This is a genomic window from Thermus sp. KWY1 (genome assembly GCF_057547025.1).
The window spans coordinates 1-17,542 of record NZ_BAAJPG010000038.1 but is presented as its reverse complement, the minus strand read 5'-3'; the positions used below and the strand labels follow the sequence as shown (position 1 = coordinate 17,542).

32 protein-coding genes are annotated in these 17,542 nt (G+C 66.3%); 24 read left to right on the top strand and 8 right to left on the bottom strand.

The features are described 5' to 3' along the window. Together AC27GT_RS10025 and AC27GT_RS10020 are read left to right on the top strand one after the other, a co-directional pair. A partial coding sequence (locus AC27GT_RS10025; protein ID WP_487224105.1) for a response regulator transcription factor occupies nt 1-481 on the top strand: 481 nt, incomplete at its 5' end. Nucleotides 482-490: 9 nt separating this feature from the next. After that, nucleotides 491-1,741, top strand: a complete 1,251-nt coding sequence (locus AC27GT_RS10020; protein ID WP_487224104.1) for a sensor histidine kinase — start codon at nt 491-493, stop codon at nt 1,739-1,741. Nucleotides 1,742-1,751: 10 nt separating this feature from the next. On the opposite strand, the gene AC27GT_RS10015 is transcribed toward AC27GT_RS10020, so the two are convergent. Next, nucleotides 1,752-2,225 carry a hypothetical protein gene (locus AC27GT_RS10015; RefSeq protein WP_219760437.1) on the bottom strand — a complete coding sequence of 158 codons (474 nt, stop codon included), beginning with the start codon at nt 2,223-2,225 and terminating at the stop codon, nt 1,752-1,754. A 40-nt stretch (nt 2,226-2,265) separates the two neighbouring features. Between AC27GT_RS10015 and AC27GT_RS10010 the strand changes: the two genes are divergently transcribed. Further along, nucleotides 2,266-2,496: a hypothetical protein gene (locus AC27GT_RS10010; protein WP_038030898.1), complete on the top strand. Its 231-nt coding sequence runs from the start codon at nt 2,266-2,268 to the stop codon at nt 2,494-2,496. Between the two features lie 21 nt (nt 2,497-2,517). On the opposite strand, the gene guaB is transcribed toward AC27GT_RS10010, so the two are convergent. Continuing rightward, on the bottom strand, nt 2,518-4,002 hold the full coding sequence (gene guaB, locus AC27GT_RS10005; protein ID WP_038030897.1) for an IMP dehydrogenase: 1,485 nt from the start codon (nt 4,000-4,002) through the stop codon (nt 2,518-2,520). A gap of 129 nt (nt 4,003-4,131) precedes the next feature. Here guaB and AC27GT_RS10000 point away from each other — a divergent pair, with 129 nt between their 5' ends. Together AC27GT_RS10000 and AC27GT_RS09995 are read left to right on the top strand one after the other, a co-directional pair. Beyond that, nucleotides 4,132-4,473: an ArsR/SmtB family transcription factor gene (locus AC27GT_RS10000; protein WP_487224103.1), complete on the top strand. Its 342-nt coding sequence runs from the start codon at nt 4,132-4,134 to the stop codon at nt 4,471-4,473. Between the two features lie 2 nt (nt 4,474-4,475). Beyond that, nucleotides 4,476-5,687, top strand: coding sequence for an MFS transporter (locus tag AC27GT_RS09995; protein WP_487224102.1), 1,212 nt, complete (start codon nt 4,476-4,478; stop codon nt 5,685-5,687). 139 nt (nt 5,688-5,826) lie between these two features. Here AC27GT_RS09995 and AC27GT_RS09990 read toward each other — a convergent pair whose 3' ends face one another. The 6 genes from AC27GT_RS09990 to AC27GT_RS09965 are packed head-to-tail and all read right to left on the bottom strand — an operon-like array spanning nt 5,827 to nt 9,676. After that, nucleotides 5,827-7,014, bottom strand: coding sequence for a tyrosine-type recombinase/integrase (locus AC27GT_RS09990; protein ID WP_235283913.1), 1,188 nt, complete (start codon nt 7,012-7,014; stop codon nt 5,827-5,829). Next, entirely contained in the window at nt 7,011-7,370 is a 360-nt protein-coding gene (locus tag AC27GT_RS09985) for a HEPN domain-containing protein (RefSeq protein WP_039459755.1), read from the bottom strand. Before AC27GT_RS09985 ends, AC27GT_RS09990 begins: the two co-directional genes overlap by 4 nt. Further along, entirely contained in the window at nt 7,363-7,695 is a 333-nt protein-coding gene (locus AC27GT_RS09980) for a hypothetical protein (protein ID WP_200883395.1), read from the bottom strand. The genes AC27GT_RS09985 and AC27GT_RS09980 overlap by 8 nt, the downstream gene beginning before the upstream one ends. After that, nucleotides 7,692-7,994: a hypothetical protein gene (locus AC27GT_RS09975; protein WP_039459757.1), complete on the bottom strand. Its 303-nt coding sequence runs from the start codon at nt 7,992-7,994 to the stop codon at nt 7,692-7,694. Before AC27GT_RS09975 ends, AC27GT_RS09980 begins: the two co-directional genes overlap by 4 nt. Nucleotides 7,995-8,006: 12 nt before the next feature. After that, entirely contained in the window at nt 8,007-8,981 is a 975-nt protein-coding gene (locus tag AC27GT_RS09970) for a restriction endonuclease (RefSeq protein ID WP_081995811.1), read from the bottom strand. Then, a complete protein-coding gene (locus AC27GT_RS09965; RefSeq protein WP_487224101.1) occupies nt 8,978-9,676 on the bottom strand; it encodes a LexA family transcriptional regulator in 699 nt (232 codons plus the stop codon). Before AC27GT_RS09965 ends, AC27GT_RS09970 begins: the two co-directional genes overlap by 4 nt. 74 nt (nt 9,677-9,750) lie before the next feature. Here AC27GT_RS09965 and AC27GT_RS09960 point away from each other — a divergent pair, with 74 nt between their 5' ends. The 19 genes from AC27GT_RS09960 (at nt 9,751) to AC27GT_RS09870 (ending at nt 17,422) form a co-directional block, all read left to right on the top strand. Beyond that, nucleotides 9,751-9,954: a helix-turn-helix domain-containing protein gene (locus AC27GT_RS09960; protein ID WP_015968782.1), complete on the top strand. Its 204-nt coding sequence runs from the start codon at nt 9,751-9,753 to the stop codon at nt 9,952-9,954. Continuing rightward, a complete protein-coding gene (locus tag AC27GT_RS09955) occupies nt 9,951-10,127 on the top strand; it encodes a hypothetical protein (RefSeq protein WP_487224100.1) in 177 nt (58 codons plus the stop codon). Before AC27GT_RS09960 ends, AC27GT_RS09955 begins: the two co-directional genes overlap by 4 nt. A 113-nt stretch (nt 10,128-10,240) precedes the next feature. After that, nucleotides 10,241-10,549: a hypothetical protein gene (locus tag AC27GT_RS09950; RefSeq protein ID WP_487224099.1), complete on the top strand. Its 309-nt coding sequence runs from the start codon at nt 10,241-10,243 to the stop codon at nt 10,547-10,549. Nucleotides 10,550-10,569: 20 nt separating this feature from the next. After that, on the top strand, nt 10,570-10,782 hold the full coding sequence (locus AC27GT_RS09945; RefSeq protein ID WP_487224098.1) for a helix-turn-helix domain-containing protein: 213 nt from the start codon (nt 10,570-10,572) through the stop codon (nt 10,780-10,782). Further along, on the top strand, nt 10,779-11,222 hold the full coding sequence (locus AC27GT_RS09940) for a hypothetical protein (protein WP_487224097.1): 444 nt from the start codon (nt 10,779-10,781) through the stop codon (nt 11,220-11,222). The genes AC27GT_RS09945 and AC27GT_RS09940 overlap by 4 nt, the downstream gene beginning before the upstream one ends. Beyond that, a complete protein-coding gene (locus AC27GT_RS09935) occupies nt 11,219-11,422 on the top strand; it encodes a hypothetical protein (RefSeq protein WP_487224096.1) in 204 nt (67 codons plus the stop codon). The genes AC27GT_RS09940 and AC27GT_RS09935 overlap by 4 nt, the downstream gene beginning before the upstream one ends. After that, complete coding sequence (locus tag AC27GT_RS09930; RefSeq protein WP_487224095.1) at nt 11,419-12,651, top strand: hypothetical protein; 1,233 nt, start codon at nt 11,419-11,421, stop codon at nt 12,649-12,651. Before AC27GT_RS09935 ends, AC27GT_RS09930 begins: the two co-directional genes overlap by 4 nt. After that, a complete protein-coding gene (locus AC27GT_RS09925; RefSeq protein ID WP_487224094.1) occupies nt 12,641-12,982 on the top strand; it encodes a hypothetical protein in 342 nt (113 codons plus the stop codon). Before AC27GT_RS09930 ends, AC27GT_RS09925 begins: the two co-directional genes overlap by 11 nt. 19 nt (nt 12,983-13,001) lie before the next feature. Beyond that, nucleotides 13,002-13,391, top strand: a complete 390-nt coding sequence (locus tag AC27GT_RS09920) for a hypothetical protein (protein WP_039459781.1) — start codon at nt 13,002-13,004, stop codon at nt 13,389-13,391. Between the two features lie 28 nt (nt 13,392-13,419). Continuing rightward, complete coding sequence (locus tag AC27GT_RS09915; protein ID WP_487224093.1) at nt 13,420-13,701, top strand: hypothetical protein; 282 nt, start codon at nt 13,420-13,422, stop codon at nt 13,699-13,701. Between the two features lie 88 nt (nt 13,702-13,789). Then, nucleotides 13,790-14,353 carry a hypothetical protein gene (locus AC27GT_RS09910; RefSeq protein WP_487224092.1) on the top strand — a complete coding sequence of 188 codons (564 nt, stop codon included), beginning with the start codon at nt 13,790-13,792 and terminating at the stop codon, nt 14,351-14,353. A gap of 46 nt (nt 14,354-14,399) precedes the next feature. Next, entirely contained in the window at nt 14,400-14,798 is a 399-nt protein-coding gene (locus AC27GT_RS09905; protein ID WP_487224091.1) for a hypothetical protein, read from the top strand. Beyond that, on the top strand, nt 14,713-15,231 hold the full coding sequence (locus AC27GT_RS09900; RefSeq protein ID WP_487224090.1) for a hypothetical protein: 519 nt from the start codon (nt 14,713-14,715) through the stop codon (nt 15,229-15,231). Before AC27GT_RS09905 ends, AC27GT_RS09900 begins: the two co-directional genes overlap by 86 nt. After that, on the top strand, nt 15,161-15,742 hold the full coding sequence (locus tag AC27GT_RS09895; RefSeq protein ID WP_487224089.1) for an N-acetylmuramoyl-L-alanine amidase: 582 nt from the start codon (nt 15,161-15,163) through the stop codon (nt 15,740-15,742). The genes AC27GT_RS09900 and AC27GT_RS09895 overlap by 71 nt, the downstream gene beginning before the upstream one ends. Continuing rightward, the gene (locus AC27GT_RS09890) at nt 15,739-15,942 is read left to right on the top strand and encodes a hypothetical protein (protein WP_487224088.1); all 204 of its coding nucleotides are present in this window, start codon (nt 15,739-15,741) and stop codon (nt 15,940-15,942) included. The genes AC27GT_RS09895 and AC27GT_RS09890 overlap by 4 nt, the downstream gene beginning before the upstream one ends. Further along, complete coding sequence (locus AC27GT_RS09885) at nt 15,942-16,130, top strand: hypothetical protein (protein WP_487224087.1); 189 nt, start codon at nt 15,942-15,944, stop codon at nt 16,128-16,130. Before AC27GT_RS09890 ends, AC27GT_RS09885 begins: the two co-directional genes overlap by 1 nt. A gap of 9 nt (nt 16,131-16,139) precedes the next feature. Then, nucleotides 16,140-16,349, top strand: a complete 210-nt coding sequence (locus AC27GT_RS09880; RefSeq protein ID WP_487224086.1) for a hypothetical protein — start codon at nt 16,140-16,142, stop codon at nt 16,347-16,349. Further along, the gene (locus AC27GT_RS09875) at nt 16,333-16,752 is read left to right on the top strand and encodes a putative toxin-antitoxin system toxin component, PIN family (RefSeq protein ID WP_487224085.1); all 420 of its coding nucleotides are present in this window, start codon (nt 16,333-16,335) and stop codon (nt 16,750-16,752) included. The genes AC27GT_RS09880 and AC27GT_RS09875 overlap by 17 nt, the downstream gene beginning before the upstream one ends. After that, a complete protein-coding gene (locus tag AC27GT_RS09870) occupies nt 16,742-17,422 on the top strand; it encodes an ATP-binding protein (protein ID WP_487224084.1) in 681 nt (226 codons plus the stop codon). Before AC27GT_RS09875 ends, AC27GT_RS09870 begins: the two co-directional genes overlap by 11 nt. Nucleotides 17,423-17,542: the final 120 nt, after the last annotated feature.

The following is a 17,542-nucleotide window of genomic DNA, read 5'->3' as shown; positions in this document are numbered from 1 at the left end:
CCCCCCCGACGATACCCCCATCCTGGTCCTCACCGCCCAGGACGCCGTGGAGCGCAAGGTGGGCCTTCTTTCCGACGGGGCCGACGACTACCTGGTGAAGCCCTTTCACCCCGCCGAGCTCCTGGCCCGGATCCAGGTGCAGTTGAGGCACAGGGAGGGAAGCGAAGTCCTGAGTGTGGGGCGGTTGGAGCTCTACCCCAAGAGGCGGCAGGTTTTCTTTGGAGAAAAGGAGGTGCGGCTTTCCCCCAAGGAGTTCGAGCTCCTTCACCTGCTCATGAACCGACCGGGACGGGTGTTTCCCCGGCAGGAGATCGAGGAGAAGGTCTGGGGCAAACCCTTGGGCCGGGATTCCAACGTCCTGGACGTCCACGTGGCCAACCTCCGGGCCAAGCTCCGTGAGGCCGGGGCCTACGGCTACCTGCGCACGGTGCGGGGCCTGGGGTATGCGGTGCGCCCGGGAAGAGGCGAGGAGGAAACCTAGCCCGGACCCATGTCCTTCCGGCTTCGGCTTTTTCTGTCCTTCAGCCTCCTCTGGCTCCTCTTTTTGGTGGGGGCCCTGTACCTGGCAGGACAGGGGGTGGAGCGAGCCCTTAGAGGCCACCTCGAGGCCACCCTCCTGGGGGATGCCAAACGGGCGGCGGAGGCTTACCGCAAGGGGCAGACGGGGACCCTTCTCACCACCGGGGGTGTTTACCTACACCTCTATGCGGAGGATGGGGAGGCTCTGATCCTGACCCAGGAGGCCCACCGCCTTCCCCCTGAGGCCCTAAAGGGAGTGGGGGAGGTCCCCAGGGTCATCTGGCAGGGGGGTTTCGCCGCCGCTTTGGTGCGCACCCCCTTGGGCCTTCTCGCCCTCACCCAGGACACCGCCCCCATAGACCTGGCGCAAAAGGCCTTGAGGCGGGCCCTCCTCGAGGCCTTCTTCCTCCTTTTCCCCCTGGGCACGGCTTTGGTCTACCTCACCGCCCGCCTCACCGCCAGGCCTCTGGAGGAAGCCGCCAAGCAGATCGCCCGGCGCAACCCCGAGCGCCTGGACCCCGTTCCCCTGAACCTCCCCAAGGACGAGTTCGGCCGCATGGTGGAGGCGGTAAACAGCCTCCTCCTCGCCCTCAAGGAGGCCAAGGAAAAGGAACGGGCCTTTCTGGCCGAGGCCAGCCACGAGCTCAGGACCCCTCTCACCGTTCTCCTCGGCCACCTGGACCGCCTAAGGAGGAATCCCCAGGACCTCGAGGCCCTCCGTACCATGGAGGCCACCGCGGAGCGGATGCGCCGCCTGGTGGAAGACCTCCTCTCCCTGGCCCGAGGGGAGGCGGAGCGCACCTTAAACCCCCACATCGTGGACCTGAAGGCCTTAGCGGAGGAGGCCGCCCGGGAGTATGGGGTGGCCTTTCAGGGGGAGGCCCTAGAGGTCCTCGGGGACCCGGACCGGCTCTTACAGATGCTCAGGAACCTGATCGCCAATGGGGTGCGGGCCGCGGGGAGGGAAGGAGTCTGGGTGCGCCTCAAGCGGGAAGGGGGAAACGCCCTCTTGGAGGTGGAGGACCATGGCCCGGGAATCCCTGAAGACCTCCTTCCCCGCCTCTTTGAGCGCTTCGCCCGGGGACCCGGAGGAGGCACAGGCCTTGGCCTGGCCATCGCCCAGGCCATCGCCAAAGCCCACGGGGGGGAGATCACCGTGGAAAGCCAGCCCGGCCTGACCCTCTTCCGGGTGCGCCTTCCCCTTCTCGAGGAAGAGGCCTAGGGCCAAGGCATCAAGGGCCGGGTACCCGATGGAAGGCGTTGAGGAAGAGGGGAAGGGCCTGGGCCCGGGCCTGGGCCCGGGCCTCCTGCTCCCTCAGGGCCTCCTCAAAGGCCAGGGGATCCATGAGGAGATGGGGTAGCCTGAGCCAGCCCAGGTAGTACTCCCCTGCCTGCCCCGGGTAGGCCAGGCGGGCCTGCTCCTCGGGAAATAGCAGGGCCTCGAAGGCCAGGGGGGAGGCCCAAAGGGGGGCGTGGGCGGTGCGCTCGAGGAACTCCTTGAGCTTTAAGGGATTGCTGAAGAAACCATACCGCAGGCGCTCATCCAAGCTTTCCAGGCGGCCGAACCATCCCTTCTGGACAAGCTCCATACGCTTGAGGCGAAGCCGGGCATACTGGGCCAGGGAAAGCACCTCCCGGGAAAGCCCCAGGGCCACCAGGAGCCTCGAGGCCACCACGTAGTCCTGGTACTCCCGGTAGGGGTCCACACGTCCAGGATGCCACGGGGAAAGGGGATAGGATGGTGGTATGGATCGCAAGGGATGGGTCATGCGGGCGGTGGAGGCCTTGCGCTTTGCCACCTTCAAGGAGATCCAGCGCTACCTGGACGAAGAGGGGGAAGCCTTCTCCAAAAAGGAGCTGGAGGACACCCTGAGGGCCCTGGTAGCGGAGGGAAGGCTGGAGGAAAAAGAGGGTACCTACCGCCTGGCCCGCAAGAAGGGAGGCGGGGAGGCCTTCGAGAAACTCTTCGGGGACTAGCCCAAAGAGGGTGGGGGGGCGTCAGCGGGAGTAGTTGGGGGCCTCCTTGATGACCACCACGTCGTGGGGGTGGCTTTCGATGAGGCCCGCCATGGTCATGCGCACGAAGCGGGCTTTTTGCCGGAAGGTTTCTATATCCGGGGCCCCCACGTAACCCATAGCGCTCCTCAGGCCCCCCACGATCTGGTAGAGGACATCGGCCACGGGGCCCTTGTAGGGCACCATGCCCTCGATCCCTTCGGGCACCAGCTTCTTGGCCTCGGTCTCCCCTCCCCTACCCGGCTCCTGGAAGTAGCGGTCGGCGGAGCCCTGCCTCATGGCTCCCAGGGAGCCCATCCCCCGGTAGAGCTTGTAGCGGCGCCCGTCCTTCAGCACCTCCTCCCCCGGAGCCTCGTCGGTGCCCGCCAGCATGCTTCCCAGCATCACCGAATGGGCCCCCGCCGCCAAGGCCTTGGCTACATCGCCGGTGTACTTGATGCCCCCATCGGCGATGATGGGCACATCCAGGTCCTTTACCCCCGCCACCGCCTCGAGGATGGCGGAGATCTGCGGCACCCCCACCCCGGTCACCACCCGGGTGGTGCAGATGGAGCCGGGGCCGATGCCCACCTTCACCGCATCCGCCCCCCGTTCCGCCAGGGCCCGGGCCCCTTCCCGGGTGGCCACGTTGCCGGCGATGACCTCCACCTTGTCGCCAAAGGTTTCCTTCAGGTAGGTGAGGGCCTCGAGGATCCCCTTGGAGTGCCCGTGGGCCGAGTCCAGAACCAGGACGTCCACCCCTGCCTCCACCAGGGCCGCCGCCCTCTCCGGCAGGTCGCGGCTCGCCCCCACCGCCGCCCCCACCAAAAGCCGGCCCAGGCGGTCCTTGGCGGCGTTGGGGTACTGCTTGCGCTTCACGATGTCCTTTAGGGTAAGAAGCCCCTTGAGCCTACCCGCCTCGTCCACCAGGGGAAGCTTCTCCACCTTGTGCTTGCGCAGGATCTCCTCCGCCTCCTCCAGGGTGGTGCCGGGAGGAGCGGTGATGAGGCGCTCCAAGGGGGTCATGACCTCGGTGACGGGTCGCTTCAGGTTGCGTTCAAAGCGCAGGTCGCGGTTGGTCACCAGGCCAAGAAGCTTCCCGTAAAGGTCCACCACGGGAAGCCCCCCGATGCGGTACTCCCGCATGAGGCGCTCGGCGTCCTCGAGGGTGGCGGTGGGGGGCAGGGTGACGGGATCCTGGATCATCCCCGCCTCCGAGCGCTTCACCTTGCGCACCATGCTGGCCTGGGCCTCGATGCTGAGGTTCTTGTGGATCACCCCAAGCCCCCCTTCCCGGGCCATGGCGATGGCCATCTCCGCCTCGGTCACCGTGTCCATGGCCGCGGAAAGGATGGGGATGTTGAGGTGAAGCTTTTTGGTAAGCCGCGTCCTCACCGAAACCTCCCGGGGTAGCACTTCCGAGTACCCGGGGAGGAGGAGAACGTCGTCAAAGGTGAGGCCTTCGTAGAGGATCTTACCCTCGTACATGTCCTTCAGGCTATACGCCCCCCTGACCTCCCGTCTAGGGCCAAGACCCCGAAGTCCACCCCACGCAAAAGTCCCATTCCTTCGGGGACCCACTTTATCCGTTTATCCGGATACCCATATAATCAGCGCATGGAGCGCCACGAAGTCCCACGGGAAAGCCGACTCCCGGCGGAAGACCTCGAGCACGTCCTTAGGATCTTCTCCGCCCTGGCCGAGGCCACCCGCCTGCGCATCGCTTTAGGCCTTCTGGAAGGCGAGGAAAGCGTGGGCCGCTTGGCCCAACGCTTACAGCTTCCCCAAAGCACCACCTCGAGGCACCTGGCGGTATTGCGGGGATCGGGGGTGGTGGCCGCCCGCCGGCAGGGCACCCAGGTGTTTTACCGCCTTAAAAGCCATGTTGCGGACCTCCTCATCCAAGCCTTCGCCCACGCCGAGCACCAACGCCTGGGCCTCCCGGACCATGGAGCCTAGCCATGAGAACCCTTCCCCGCCTCCTCCAGAGCCTGCGTAACCCCCTCTTTGCCCGCCTGTACACCGCCCAGACCACCAGCCTGCTAGGCGATGCCTTCACCTGGGTCGCTCTGGCCCTTCTGGCCTTTGAGGTGGGTGGGGCAAAGTCGGCAACTATCCTGGCCGGAGCCCTCACCCTGCGGGTCACGGCCTTTGTCCTTCTCTCCCCGTGGGCCGGGATCCTGGCCGATCGGGTGGACCGGAGGAAGCTGATGGCAGGTGCGGACCTGGGGCGAATGGGAGTGGTAGGGCTTATGCCCTGGGTAGACGAGGTATGGCAGATCTACGCCCTGATGTTCCTCCTCAACGCCCTCACCGCCTTCTTCACCCCCGCCCACCAGGCGGCGCTGCCCCAGGTGATGAAACAGAAAGACTATGCCCAGGCCATTGCCCTATCCGGAGCCACCTACGAGGTCCTGGGAGTGCTGGGCCCTGGGATAGCCGGGGCCCTGGCGGGCCTCCTCGGAGCGCGGAACCTCTTCCTGCTAAACGGGATAACCTTCTTGTTCTCCGCCCTACTCATACTTACCCTGCCGGCAAGCCTCCGGGTGGAACGGGGAAAAACCCCCACCAGCCCCCTGGGCGATATTCGGGAGGGAACCCTTTGGTTGTGGCGGGATGGCCCCATGCGCTATGCCCTGCTCCTAGAGCTTTCGGCCGCAGTGTCCGGGGCCCTGGTATTGGTGGGCACCGTGGGCTTGGTCCGGGGAAGGTTAGGGCTAGGCGAGTTGGAATACGGCTGGACCATGGCTGCCTTTGGCATCGGGGCCACCTTGGCTGCCTTGGCCATGGGCGCTTGGGAAAACCGCATCCCCCGCACCACCTTTGTCCTTCTGGGTGCCTTGGTTTCCAGCCTGGCGGTTCTGCCCGCCGACTGGGCCTCCCTGCACCTGGTCCTTTTCCTATGGGTTCTGGCCGGCGCAGGCCAAAACTGGGTTAACCTGCCCACCCAAGCCCTGATCGCTGACCGGACCCCTGAGGTCCTCCAGGGGCGGGTTTACGGAGCCCACTTTGCCTGGAGCCACCTCTGGTGGGTTCTGGCCTATCCCGTTGCAGGATGGTTGGGAACGCACTTCCCTGGCGGAGCCTTCCTCTACGGTGGTCTCGTGGCCCTTGGCCTCCTTTTGGGGGTGGAGCTTCTCTTTAAATCTTGGAAAGGCCAAGGTAAGGGGTAGGCTTCATATCCCAGCAGACCCCCCAGCGAGCGCCTCCAACAAGAACCCCCCGGGAATCTCCCCGGGGGACCGTCCGTGGTGGGCGATGGTGGACTTGAACCACCGACCTCACGCTTATCAGCCCGCAAGGGAGGAGGGGTTAGGAACCGGGTTTGTGGCGGGGACGGGGTTTTTGAGCCTGGTTGGTCCCCGTTGGTCCCCGTTGGTTCCGGTTGTTTAGGTGTAGCAAGGTGTCAAGGGGGAGGGCCCCGGCGCGGTGGTCCTCCTCCATGAGCTGCTGGTAGACCTTGACGGTGAAGGTGGGGTCTGCGTGGCGCAACCTGGCCGCCACCACCTTGGGAGGGAGGCCTGCCCGGAGGGCGAGGGAGGTGTAGGTGTGCCGGAGGCCGTGGGGGGTGATGCGGGAGACCCCGGCCTTTTCCTGCAGGGCGTAGAAGGCCCGCTTGAAGTTGTTGTATTCCATGGGGGTTCCCCGGGTGGAAGGGAACATGAGCCCGTGGTCCTGCCAGTCCGGGGTGGAGGCGCGTTCTTCCTCCAGGCGCTCCCGCCACCAGGCGAGGAGGGCTTGGGTGTCCGGGTCCAGGTAGATGGGGGCCACGCTTCCCGGCGTCTTGGCCGGGCCCAGGGTGCCGTCCCGGCGCAGGGTGTGCCGGACGTGGAGCACGTCCCCCTCCCAGTCCTCCCACCGGAGGGCCAGGGCCTCCCCGGGCCGGAGGCCGGTGGCGAGCATCAGGGCGAAGAGGGGGTAGAGGCGGTGCCCCTTGGAGGCTTCCAGGAACCGGGCCACCTCCTCGGGCTTCCAGGCCTTGGCCGGCCGGACCGCCCCGCCCCGTGGGGGGTCCACGGCGTCCATGGGGTTTTGGTCCAGGAGATCGGCCCGCACGGCGTCCCGGAGGGCGGCCCGAAGAAACTGGTAGATGTGGCGGCGGTGGGAAGGGGAGAAGCCGGCGAGTTCGGCGAAGAAGGCGCGGAAGGTGAGGGGGTTCAAGCGGGAAAGGGGCAGGTGGGCTATAGGCTCCACGTGCCGCAGGTACACGTGGTAGTTGCGAAGGGTGGTGGGGCGCAGGTCCCGGGTGGCGGCCCGGTGCTCAATCCAGGAGGCCAGGTAGTCCCCGAGGCGGAGGCCGGCGGGGTCGGGCACCCAGCCCACCCCGGCCTTGGGGAGGAGGCGGGCCAGCTTTTCCGCCACTTCCCGCCGGGTGCGGCCATAGACCCACTTCTTGCGCTGGCGGCCGTCCGGGGTGTACCCGAGGGTCACGAAGCCCGCCCAGCGGCCATCCTTGCGCTGGAAGATGGAGCCTTCTCCCCTGCCTCGCTTGCGCTTCATCGCAGGAGCGGCGTGATGACCCTTTCCACCTGGGAAAGGAGCTGGCGGGCGGTGTTGACGTCACTCTGGGATGGGCTCCAGCAGTTGTAGCGAGCCTTCCGGCTTAGGCGATAGAACCTCCTGTAAGCGGCCACCAGGTCTTCGGGCAAACTTGACTGGGTCAGGTAGTCAAAGGTTTCCCCGTGGTCCTTCGGCTGGAGCCCGAGCTGGGCGAGGTAGGCCCGCACCAGATGGAGGGCCGCGTAGAACCTGATGGTAATAGCCCAGTCCAAGGCACCGGGATCGTTGGCTTCCAAGTTAATGGCTACGTCCTTGTTGTGCTGGGCCTGTTTCTTGTGGGCGCTGGGGTCAGGCATCCTCTTCCACGTCAAGCAGCACGGTGACCTTGTGCTTGCGGGACAGCCTGACAAACTCAACCGCAAGGTCGTTGTACCTTTCCTCCACGGCCTCTGGGCTTGGGACGTAGGCGGTAAAGACGTAGATAGGCCCCTCCTTCTCGGGCCTGTTGTACCTGGTGATGAGGTTGCGGGCCCTGTAGGCCTCTAGCAACGAGATGGCTTCGCCCAGGGCGCGGTTCACGGCCAAGTTTGATGTTACTTCTTCGTGAGCCCCGTTGACAGGTGTGGTGCTCACCATGGGCTTGCCGTTCCAGATGCTTTGGCTTTGGTGGATGTAGCTCATGCCCCCTCCTCTATCTCCTCAAGGAAGGCCTTCAGGTTCTCGTAGAGAAACCTGGCCTGCGTAGGGTCCAAGGCGAAAGCCCCCACTAGGGACTCGTGAAGGGCGTACTGGTCAGGCCCCGTGGGCAAGGGCATGCCGGAGAAGAAAGCCAAAAAGACCACGCGAATGTCCTTCCTGCGGCTGACCGTCACGCCGGTCACGTACAAGGGCGTGGCCTTGTTGGGGTCTGAAAGGGTGTAGCGATTGAGGGAAGGCTGGGTCAGGCCTTGGGGCTGTTGGGTCTCTTGGGGTTCGGGCATAGGGGCCTCCTTTCAGTTCCAGTCAGAAAGCCAGACCTTCAGCCGGCCATCTGCATCTGGCTTGATGAGGTAATAAGTGCTGAAGGCTTTGTTGAGCACTTCCTTGGGGGGCCTGTCTTGGCAAACCAGGGTTTGCCGCCACTTCTTGCTGACGTAGACTTCGGCCATGTCGGGCAGGGCTTCCACGGCGGTGATCCGCATGGGCTCAAGCTCTTCGGTCCGAAGCACGCACCCCCGGCTCTGGCGTTCCCGGATGAAGGGGAGAACTTTCCGTTCCAGGAAGTCTGCGAAGGCCCACTCGTAGAGGGGGGCCCAGTCGTTGGTGTTCAAGGCGTAGCGATAGGCTGAGTCGTAGCCTTTCGCCACGGCCTCGGGTGAGGAGACCGGGCGTTTGGCCTTTTGGGGCGAAGACCCCTGCGTCAAAAGGAAGAGGAAACCGAGGACTATCAGGATGGCGATGCCCACGTAAAGTGTTTCCTTCCGGGTTTGGGCAAGCCAGTTTTTGAAGTGGATCGCGAGGCCATCCCAAAATCCCGGAGACTTTGGCGCTTCCCAAAGACCGAGCTTGCGCATGGCGGCCTCGGAGGAAGCCGCATGGTAGAGAAGCCTCAACTCCTCGGGTCCCCAGGTCATCACCCCCAGGGCTTCGGCGTTTTCCAAGGCTGGCTTGGTGAACCCCGAGGGGCAGATGAGGATGCCCTTGTGGGCCCTATGGAGGTCTTTGGCCGCGTGGGTCAGCCTCACCAGGTTGGCATCTGCGGGCGTGGAAAGGTTTTTGCACTGGATGAGGTAGCGCTTGCCCTGGGGGCTTATGGCTTCCACGTCAAGGCCGTTGTCCGGGGCGTTGGTCTGGCTTGGGCGGGAGGCCTTCCACCCGGGCAGGCGGGCGAAGAGGGCGTGGACCACCACTTCAAGAAGCTCCCCCCTATCCGCCTGGACCAAATAGGCGGGGTCCTCAAGCAGTTTGAGCAGGGGATCGGGCCTCATTTGACTTCCCGGATGCTGATCTTCCGGTAGACCTCCCCGAGCACCTTGACCTCTTCGGGTTCCAGGATGGGGCCTTTGGGGTTATCGGAAACGAGGATCCAGCGGTTGCCCACCCGCCGGGCCCGCTTGATGGTGATGCCGTCCCCGATGATCTCCACGGCGTAGACCCGGCCTTCCCGGAGGTCCTTGAGGTTCTGGTCCACCAGCACCAAGTCCCCGTCCCGGAGGCCGTCTTCCTCCCCGGTGTCCATGGAGTCCCCTTCCACCTGGATGAGCACGGAGCCCGGGCGTACCAGGGGGCGGGGGACGGGCATGCTCCCGGACTCGGGCCAAGGCCGCCCCGCCACGCCGGAGCCCACCACGGGCACCCAGACCACATCCTCCCGGGGCTCCCCCGAGGGGCGGTAGACCAGGGGCACGTCCAAGCCCGTGGCTTCGGCGAACTCCTCCGGGGTCCAGCGGAGGGCGCTTAGCAGGGCAAGGAACTTTTCCGCCCCAAGATTGAGCGGGTGAACCCGGCCTACCTCGAGGTCGGAGATAGTTTTTTGCGAAAGGATATCGTTCGTGGCGGCTTCTAGGTCTTCTTGAGTGAGGCCAAGCTGCTTGCGGCGGGCCTTTATAGCCTCACCCCATGCTGGTCTTTGGATTGCCCTGGTCCCACCTTTCACCACCACACCACTAAGATAGAGCGTCATATACCACGTGTTTACCCCTTTGCTCGGTACTGATGCTTGACTAAACATTGAGGCTGAGGTATCCTCTGGGTGAAATGACGAGGCTTTTGACCACTAAGGAGGTCGCCCAGTTCCTTCGGAAAAGCCCTCTCTGGGTACGCCGCCAAATCCGTGCCGGGGCGCTTAGGGCGGTGCGCGTAGGAAGGGATTACCGGGTCAGGGAGGAAGACCTGGCTCTTTTTTTGGGCTTCAACTCTGATATATCGGTACCGATAGACCAGAGTGGGGAGGCAAAATGACCTCCCTCCTCGCCTTCTACTCCCTCCTCGCCCTCGCCCTCTACGCCCTGCTGGGCGTCTACGTGCGGGCCCGGTACGGCCAGCCCGGGCCCATCCTGGCGGCCGCCATGGCCTTCCTGGCGGGGCTCATGGCGGCGGTGCTGGTGGTGCTGGCCGTGGGAGGTGCGCGGTGAAGGAACGCAAGGGGTGGATCTGGCAGTGGGGTTTGGACGTTCTGGGCGGGCTCCTGGCGGGGCTCATCATCCTCTGGGCCCTGGTCCAGGCCCCCGTTCCGGGGAGGTGAGGCATGAAGAGGATTGAAATCCGCGAGCTGAAGGGGAAAGACATCCTGGTACTGGTGCGTTTTGACTGCGAGGAGTGTGGTGGAACAGGGGTCGTGGAGCATCCCCTGTGGAAGCAGTATTGGGACGAGTGGCGTGCCCTCGGGAAGCCCAAGAGCTGGCTTGAGCAGGGGCATATAGATACGTGGTTCAGCGAGAGGGGTGAAATCCCACCGGAAAAGGAGGAGATTGACTGCCCCTTGTGCGAGGGCACGGGCAAGCGGGAGGCGTGGCTTCCCTTGGCTCAGGTTTTGGAGGAACTGGGTTGCTTCTAGGGGGGAACATGCCGAAGCTCATGACGGTTGAAGAGGAGGCGGAATACCTGGGCATTCCCACGAAGCACATCTACGCGGCGGCGCGGACGAAGCCGGGGCATCCCTTTCATCTGCGGCACGTGAGGCTGGGCAAGCGCCTCTACTTCCGGGCGGAGTGGCTGGACGAGTGGACCGAGCGGGTGGCCTCTGAGCCTCCCGCGTCTGTCGTGCGGCTGGAGAGGAGGGCGGAATGACGCTCAGCGAGCAGATCCGGCGGTTGGAGCGGGGCCTACGGTTGGCCCTTTGGCGCATGGGCGTGGAGCCCGAGGCCACACGGGCCCGGGAGGCCTGGGAAGAGGCCAGGCGGGCGGCGGCGTTTGAGAAGAGCGCCCCCGAAGGGCGGGCCTACATGGACGCCCTGCGCCTGGTGAACGAGCTGGAGCTGTACGAGGCCCTGGCCGGGGTGGAGCACGTGCGGGTGCGCCCCGCCCCGGCGGATCGCCCGGGCGAAGCGGCCTTGGCCCGCCTCGAGGCCCTGGGGTACGAGGTACGCGTGGAGGACATCTGGGGCCCTCGGGATGGGGAGCGCTGGTGGTGGGCCACCGCCCGCTACGAGGGGCGGGAGGTGGCCCGGGCCATCGGCGCCACCCGGGAGGAGGCCCTCGAGGGCCTTTTGGGGGAGCTGGGACTATGAAGCGGCTGAAGCTTGAGGACCTGCGGCGGATCGCCAGGAGCCACTTTGACGACCTGCGGGTGGAGCGGCTAGAGGACTCCCTTAGGTGGGAGGCCTCCGGCCGCAACAGGCTTTTTGGGACGCTCTGGACGGCCACGGGCCGCACGGAGCGGGAGGCCCTGGAAGCCCTGCTGGGGATACCCCACAAGGAGGCGTCATGAGCCAGCTGAATCTCCCCCCGGACATGCCGGAGGACATCCGCCGGCAGATAGAAGACCTCGCCCAAAAGAACCCCGGCATGGCCCAGGGCCTCCTGCGCCTCTGGGAGGCGAAGCGGAAGCGGGAGGCGGGGGGCGTTTCTTGGAACAAGACCCCGGCTAAAACGCCTCAGGAGGCCCCCGAGGAGGAGCCCCCTTCCTCCGGTACCCCGGACCGGGCCGGCCTCGAGGCCGCCCCCCCTCAGCGCCCCACCCTGGCCAATACCGACTGGCGGGAGGTGCGCCGCTTTGAGTGGCAGGACCTCCTGGCAAAGGCGGGGAGCATTGTGGAGGCCCACGGCTACAAGGAGGTGCTGGGCCCCCTCTTCCCCCTGGTGCGCCTCCTGGTGGCCTACGCCATCCAGGAGGGGGCCCGCCTGGACCCCTCCCGGGAGGCCCACGTCTTCCTCCCCCAGTGGGAGGTGGCCCAGGCCCTGGAGGTCTCCGAGCGCACGGTGGAGCGGTGGCTCCACGACCCCCGCTATGAGAAGTACCGCCGCTACGCCCGCCACTGGATCGCCTGGGAGACCTGGATGACCTCAGGGCGGGCCCTGGAGCAGGAGGGGGCGGTGCGGGGGGGCACCGTGTGGCGGGTCAGGGTGCGCCCCGTCTACCGGGCCATCCGGGTCCTGGCCCCCTACCTCCGCCTCCCCTGGCGGGACCTGGAGGAGGACCGGCGGGAGGGCCGGACGGCCCGGGTGTTGAGTGCCCCCGACTCAATGTCGGGATATAAAGAGGGTCTTCTACTAGGTAAACCCCTAACCCTAAGGATCGTGGTAGGGAAGCCGTTAGCCACCTGGGAAAGCAAAAAAACCCCGTTACCTCTATATCCCGACACTGCCCGGACTTTCCGGGAACTGCTCCGACTCGCCAGCGTCCCGGGAGGCCGGAACGGCCGCCGGAACTGGGCCCAGCAGGCGGCGTCCGCCATCGCCGCCGCCCTGGGAGACCAGAAGAGCGTGCGCTTCTGGCTCCGGGTGGTCTGGGCCGCCCTCAAGCAGGCCCTTTACGGGGGAGGGGAGGGGGCTATGCGCCTTCTCGCCCGGGTGATCCACGTGGCCAGGGAGGCCAGGGAGGACGGCTTCGCCCGTAGCCCCGGGGCTTACGCCCAGGCCCTCCTGCGCCGGGAGGGGTACTGGGAGCTGGTCGCCCCCTTCCAGGCCTTCAAAGCGGGGGTGCCCTATGCGGGTTGATCGGGTGCGGCTAGAGGCGGTGGCGGATATCCTGCGGAACCATCTTCAGGAGGCCTTGGAGCAGCCTGGCCGGCGGGTCCGGTTCGTCCTCCGCACCTCTCCCAGCGATGGGGTGCAGGTCTTCTTGACCCACCGGCCTGATGGCCGGCTGGTCCTCGCCATCCGCCGGCCGGGAGGGAAGGAGGACCCTCGGGAGATCCAGGCCCTGGCCCGGCACATGGGCCTGGAGATACGGGAGGGGCCCATGGAGATGGTGGGCAGGGTACCGAGGCCAAGGGTTGGCCCCAGGAAGTACCTAGTGGCCTTCTGTGAACCTGGAAGGACGGGGTAGGATGGAGGAGGAGGAGAGAATGCAGACCCCCAGCCAGAGAGCCTTTGGACTGGCCCTCCTCCTGGGCATCGTGGCCTATTTCTGGTCCGTCTGGACTCCCAGGGTATCCCAGGCGGTTGAGGCGGAAGAGGCGGGCCCTTCCCCTGTGGTGGACCTCCAGGTGCCTCCCCAGGAGGAGTCCGGGGGCTGTCAGGGCCGCCTGACGGCCCTCTTCCGCTCCGGGGCCGAGGTGGCCTTCCACTACGAGGGGACGGCGGAAGAGGTCAGGGTGACCTGGCCAGGCGGCGAATACCGCGCCCGCACGGCGGACACCTGCACCGGCACGGAGTGCCGCTTCACCCTGCCCCGCCCGGGCATGGCGGACGTGAGAATCGCCCTAGACTCGTGCCCACCGGAGCCCGCCCCTTGACACCTAGAGGCGTGCTATGATGCGGGGGATGGAACTCAAAAAAGGGCGTCCAGGTAGGCGGCTTCTGAACCTCGCCACCCGCAAAAGAAACCCTATACCCATTGAGGCCCAGCCCTTAGAAAACCTCCTCTACGCCCTCCTGGGAAGCCAAGTGGCCGCCCGGTCCATCGCCCAGGCCCTGGACGGGGATATCCGCAACTTGCACGGCTGGGACATCCAGGACCTCATGGCCCTGCCCGGGGTGGGGGAGGGGGTGGCGGGCCGCCTCGCGGCCCTGGTGGAGCTGGTGAGGAGGCTCGTGAAGCGGTAAGGTTCACTTCGCCCTGGCGTTCCGGCCCGCCGCTTCGCCCTGGCGGGCCGGGCTTTTGTTGCCCGCCTCTGGACGGCAGGCTGAGGGCATGGCCTACCAGCGGGTGCCCGTGGACCCCAACGCTCCTCTTCGGCCGGGAAAAACCTACGAGATCGTGGCGGCCCACAAAGGGGGGGACGTTTCCCGGGTCACGCGGGCCAATTTGGAGCGGGCCCTTCAGGCTAAATACGGCCCCGGGGTCAGGGTGCTGGACTGGGGGAAGCGGGGGAATGACCTGGTGATCCGGTTGAAGGTGGAGGCCACGTCTTCCTCCGCCGGTACCTCTGACCCCTGGGCCGTGCCTCCCGCCTACGGCGGAGGGGGGTGCGGGTCCACCAAGTGCCCCCAGCCCATGGACTACCTGGGCGGGGGGGACATCTACCCGGCCCTCCTGCCCGCCCTGGCCCTCAGCGCCGCCGCGGTGATCGCCGTCCTCTATCTGGTGTGGCGCATCGTGGCCGAGCTGAAGGAGGCGGTGGAGCTGGTGCCGGCCCCGGCCCGGGAGGCCGCCGTGGCGGGCGCGGGGGTGGGCGTGGGGGCCCTCGGGCTAGCCGCCCTGGGCGTAGTGGCCCTGGCCCTTGTTGGTGGAAGGAGAAGGAGGGCGTATGCCTAAGCGGAAAACCAGGAAGACCAAGAAGAAGCGCTCTCGGAGGTAGACCATGCTCCGGCTCAAGCTCCCGGAGGAGGTCGTAGGCGAGAAGGCCGTCCTGGAGGAGGAGGGGGAGGCCAGAGAGGTGCAGGCCGTCCCCCTCCAGGGGCCTTTAGACCCCATTCTGGAGGCCGCCGTGGAGTCTCAGCCCATGGTGGCCGGGCCTAAAGAGGCCTCGCAGGAGGAGCCTACCGGGCCGGAACCCGAGCCCGAGGAGCCCCCCAGGGGCGCCCCTAAGAAGAGCCCCTTCGGCTTCCTCGCGGCCCTGGGGGCGGGGGCCCTGGTCCTCCTGGGCGTGGCCCTGGCCGGAAAAGGAGGTGCGAGTGCAAGCGGTAGTGGAGGAACAGGCGCAAACCCCACCCCCACCGCCCCCGGTGGAGGAAGCGGAAGCGGCCCCTTCATCTGGTAGCTGGGAGCCCCTAGGCGAGGAGGCCCCGGAAGACTTCTCTGAGCTTCCGCCGGCGGAGCCTCCCGTGATCCCCTTCACCGGGGAGGAGATCGCGGGCGGGGCGGCGTTCCTCCTCATGCTGGGGGTGCGGGTCCAGTCGGAGGAGGAGAAGGCCGCGTTTCTGATGGCCTGGAATGGGGCCATCGGCGGCCTCATGCCCCCGGCCCAGGTGCTGGACGTGCTCAAGGTGGGGGAAGCCCTAGCCGCCTATGGGATCGGCAAAAACCGCCTGCCGGGCATGGGGAGCGTGGAGAACCTTCCCCCGTGGCTGCGGATCCTCCTGGGTGGTGGGGTGCTGGCTATAGCGGCGTACGGAGGTGTGCGTGCGGTTATGGATGTACGGGCTTCTAGGACTGCTGGGGGTGCTCCTGATGGTGCGCCGCCAAGCGCCTAGTGCCTACATCGTCCTGGACCCCGGCCATGGCGGGCAGGATCCCGGGGCTGTGGCCCCGGACGGCACCCGGGAGGCCGATTTGAACCTGGCCCAGGCCCTCACCCTGAAGGAGTACCTGGTGGCCCTGGGCTACCGGGTGGGGTTCACCAGGACCTCGGACGTCTATGTCCCCCTTTCCGAGCGTATCGCCATGGCCCGGAGAATGGGGGCGAGGCTCTTCGTTTCGGTCCACCACGACACCCCCACGGCCTCGAGGCCCGGGGTCTACTACTCTCCCCGCCCCGGGTCCGAGGAGTTGGCCCGCACCGTGGCCGCCGCCTTGGGGGAGGGGGCATGGGTTAGGCCCTCTTCGGCCTCGAGGTTTGGACGCCTCTACATAGACGACTTCCCCGGCCCGGCCATCCTGCTGGAGTTCGGCCCCACGCGGCCCACCAGCAGGGAAGAGCGGATCGCCCGGGCTCAGGCCGTGGCCTCTCCAATAGCTGAGTTCACGAGGAGGTGGACGGCGTGAAAGAACGGTGGATTCAGGACGTCATCAAGCGCCCAGGCCGCCTCCGGGCCTACGTGCGGCGGGTGTACGGAGAGGAGGGCTTTACGAAACGGGGGACGATCCGCGTGGAGGTCCTGCGGGAGCTGGCCAAGCGTAGAGACGGCATTGGGCAGGCGGCCAGACTGGCGTTGCGCCTGCGGGAGTTCCGAAAGGAGGAGTGATGGAGTTCGCCAAGGAGAACGCTTTTCCCCTCGCGGTCCTGGTGGGAGGCCTCTACCTGGGCCTCGGACGGGTGAAAAACCTCCGGGAGGGCAAGGGCTGCCCCAAGTGTGAGACCGCCCAGGCCGTGGTGGCCTTCGCCCTGGCCGCCTGGGCCGGGTGGGAGCTGTGGCAAGCCTACCGGGGGTAAGATGAGGGTATGACTTTGTCCGCTGAGATGGAAAAAGCTTTGGAACGCTTCAAAAAGGCCTACGGCCCGGGCTGGGAAAAAAGGCTGTTGCGCCTCTTGGAGGAGGAGGCGAACCGCAAGAAGGCCAAGAAGCAGCTTTCCGCTTTTCTCGCTAAGGTGAGCGGCCGGGCCAAGATGAGCGAAGAGGAGATATTCCGCAGGCTTGAAGGTCGTTCTTGACACCAACGTGCTGGTGGCTGCCCTCCTCAAGAAGGGGAAGGCCTACCGCCTCCTGCAGTACGGTCTCAGGGACGACAAGTTTGACATCCTAAGCGCCCCAGGGCAACTTACCGAGCTGAAGCGGGTCATTAGGGAGAAGTTCCCGGACATGCTGCCAAAGTCCGAGGTCGGGACCTTCGTGAACCTCTTCAAAAGGGCTGCCATTATGGTGCGTCCCCAAAAGGGCGTGAACTTGGCCCCCGACCCGGACGACAACCTCATCCTGGGCATCGCCCTGGCTGGGGGAGCGGATTTCCTCGTAACCGGCGACAAGGCTCACCTGCTTTCCCTCAAGAAGGTGGGACGGACGAAGATCGTCCCTCTGAGCGATTTCCTGAAACAGGTGGCTCCTTATGGGCGGTAGGCAGACCTTCCGCATCCTCATCGTGGGCAAGTCCGGGTCGGGTAAGTCCACCCTGGCCCGGCAGATCGTGCGGGCTATGGAGGGCCGCTTCCGCCGCCTCGTCATCGTCAACCGCAAGACGGAGTTCGGTGATTTGGCAGAGGCCCGTTTCCGCGTGGGGGAGGACGGGGACCCCTGGGCTGTTTTGAAGCGCCACCGCAGGGTCCACTTCCACGTCACCGGCTACGACCCCCGCCCCTTTTTGGATGCCCTGGGCCAGGCCATCATGCGCCTCCAGGACACCCTTCTGCTGCTTGACGAGGCCCACCACTTTTTTCCCCGGGGGCAGGTGCCCAAGGGCCTCTTTGAGGTCCTGACCGGGGGAAGGGAGCACGGGCATTCGGCCATCTTCGTCACCCAGATGCTCCAGGCCGCCACCGGGGGCATAGACCCCGGGGTGCGAAGGCAGGCAAGCCATTTGGTGGCCTTCCGCCTCTCCGAGCCCCGGGAGGTCCAGGCCCTGGCGGACATGTTCCCCGAGCTGGGGGAGCGGGTCAGGCTCCTCAAGCGCCCCGATGACGGCCTGCCCCCGGAGTACGGGGTGAAGGACCTGGACCGGGACCGGGCGGGCCTGGTCCTGCGGGATCCGAGGGCCCCACAAAGGCGGGTTTTCGTGCCCCTGGACGGCTAAGGGGCACTTCGCCCGGGCGAAGTGCCCGGGCGAAGCGGCCCAAAACTCCCAAGCGCCCCGGCGTATCTCCGGGGCGCTTCGCTCTTTATTCCGCCCCCGCCCCCGCCTACCGTGGGCGGC

What these genes read in the sequence shown, in the direction of transcription:
- AC27GT_RS10020 (WP_487224104.1), top strand. Translation starts at nt 491, where the DNA reads ATGTCCTTCCGGCTTCGGCTTTTTCTGTCCTTCAGCCTCCTCTGGCTC.
- AC27GT_RS10010 (WP_038030898.1), top strand. Translation starts at nt 2,266, where the DNA reads ATGGATCGCAAGGGATGGGTCATGCGGGCGGTGGAGGCCTTGCGCTTT.
- guaB (WP_038030897.1), bottom strand. Translation starts at nt 4,002, where the DNA reads ATGTACGAGGGTAAGATCCTCTACGAAGGCCTCACCTTTGACGACGTT.
- AC27GT_RS10000 (WP_487224103.1), top strand. Translation starts at nt 4,132, where the DNA reads ATGGAGCGCCACGAAGTCCCACGGGAAAGCCGACTCCCGGCGGAAGAC.
- AC27GT_RS09995 (WP_487224102.1), top strand. Translation starts at nt 4,476, where the DNA reads ATGAGAACCCTTCCCCGCCTCCTCCAGAGCCTGCGTAACCCCCTCTTT.
- AC27GT_RS09990 (WP_235283913.1), bottom strand. Translation starts at nt 7,014, where the DNA reads ATGAAGCGCAAGCGAGGCAGGGGAGAAGGCTCCATCTTCCAGCGCAAG.
- AC27GT_RS09985 (WP_039459755.1), bottom strand. Translation starts at nt 7,370, where the DNA reads ATGCCTGACCCCAGCGCCCACAAGAAACAGGCCCAGCACAACAAGGAC.
- AC27GT_RS09980 (WP_200883395.1), bottom strand. Translation starts at nt 7,695, where the DNA reads ATGAGCTACATCCACCAAAGCCAAAGCATCTGGAACGGCAAGCCCATG.
- AC27GT_RS09975 (WP_039459757.1), bottom strand. Translation starts at nt 7,994, where the DNA reads ATGCCCGAACCCCAAGAGACCCAACAGCCCCAAGGCCTGACCCAGCCT.
- AC27GT_RS09970 (WP_081995811.1), bottom strand. Translation starts at nt 8,981, where the DNA reads ATGAGGCCCGATCCCCTGCTCAAACTGCTTGAGGACCCCGCCTATTTG.
- AC27GT_RS09965 (WP_487224101.1), bottom strand. Translation starts at nt 9,676, where the DNA reads ATGACGCTCTATCTTAGTGGTGTGGTGGTGAAAGGTGGGACCAGGGCA.
- AC27GT_RS09960 (WP_015968782.1), top strand. Translation starts at nt 9,751, where the DNA reads ATGACGAGGCTTTTGACCACTAAGGAGGTCGCCCAGTTCCTTCGGAAA.
- AC27GT_RS09955 (WP_487224100.1), top strand. Translation starts at nt 9,951, where the DNA reads ATGACCTCCCTCCTCGCCTTCTACTCCCTCCTCGCCCTCGCCCTCTAC.
- AC27GT_RS09950 (WP_487224099.1), top strand. Translation starts at nt 10,241, where the DNA reads ATGAAGAGGATTGAAATCCGCGAGCTGAAGGGGAAAGACATCCTGGTA.
- AC27GT_RS09945 (WP_487224098.1), top strand. Translation starts at nt 10,570, where the DNA reads ATGACGGTTGAAGAGGAGGCGGAATACCTGGGCATTCCCACGAAGCAC.
- AC27GT_RS09940 (WP_487224097.1), top strand. Translation starts at nt 10,779, where the DNA reads ATGACGCTCAGCGAGCAGATCCGGCGGTTGGAGCGGGGCCTACGGTTG.
- AC27GT_RS09935 (WP_487224096.1), top strand. Translation starts at nt 11,219, where the DNA reads ATGAAGCGGCTGAAGCTTGAGGACCTGCGGCGGATCGCCAGGAGCCAC.
- AC27GT_RS09930 (WP_487224095.1), top strand. Translation starts at nt 11,419, where the DNA reads ATGAGCCAGCTGAATCTCCCCCCGGACATGCCGGAGGACATCCGCCGG.
- AC27GT_RS09925 (WP_487224094.1), top strand. Translation starts at nt 12,641, where the DNA reads ATGCGGGTTGATCGGGTGCGGCTAGAGGCGGTGGCGGATATCCTGCGG.
- AC27GT_RS09920 (WP_039459781.1), top strand. Translation starts at nt 13,002, where the DNA reads ATGCAGACCCCCAGCCAGAGAGCCTTTGGACTGGCCCTCCTCCTGGGC.
- AC27GT_RS09915 (WP_487224093.1), top strand. Translation starts at nt 13,420, where the DNA reads ATGGAACTCAAAAAAGGGCGTCCAGGTAGGCGGCTTCTGAACCTCGCC.
- AC27GT_RS09910 (WP_487224092.1), top strand. Translation starts at nt 13,790, where the DNA reads ATGGCCTACCAGCGGGTGCCCGTGGACCCCAACGCTCCTCTTCGGCCG.
- AC27GT_RS09905 (WP_487224091.1), top strand. Translation starts at nt 14,400, where the DNA reads ATGCTCCGGCTCAAGCTCCCGGAGGAGGTCGTAGGCGAGAAGGCCGTC.
- AC27GT_RS09885 (WP_487224087.1), top strand. Translation starts at nt 15,942, where the DNA reads ATGGAGTTCGCCAAGGAGAACGCTTTTCCCCTCGCGGTCCTGGTGGGA.
- AC27GT_RS09880 (WP_487224086.1), top strand. Translation starts at nt 16,140, where the DNA reads ATGACTTTGTCCGCTGAGATGGAAAAAGCTTTGGAACGCTTCAAAAAG.
- AC27GT_RS09870 (WP_487224084.1), top strand. Translation starts at nt 16,742, where the DNA reads ATGGGCGGTAGGCAGACCTTCCGCATCCTCATCGTGGGCAAGTCCGGG.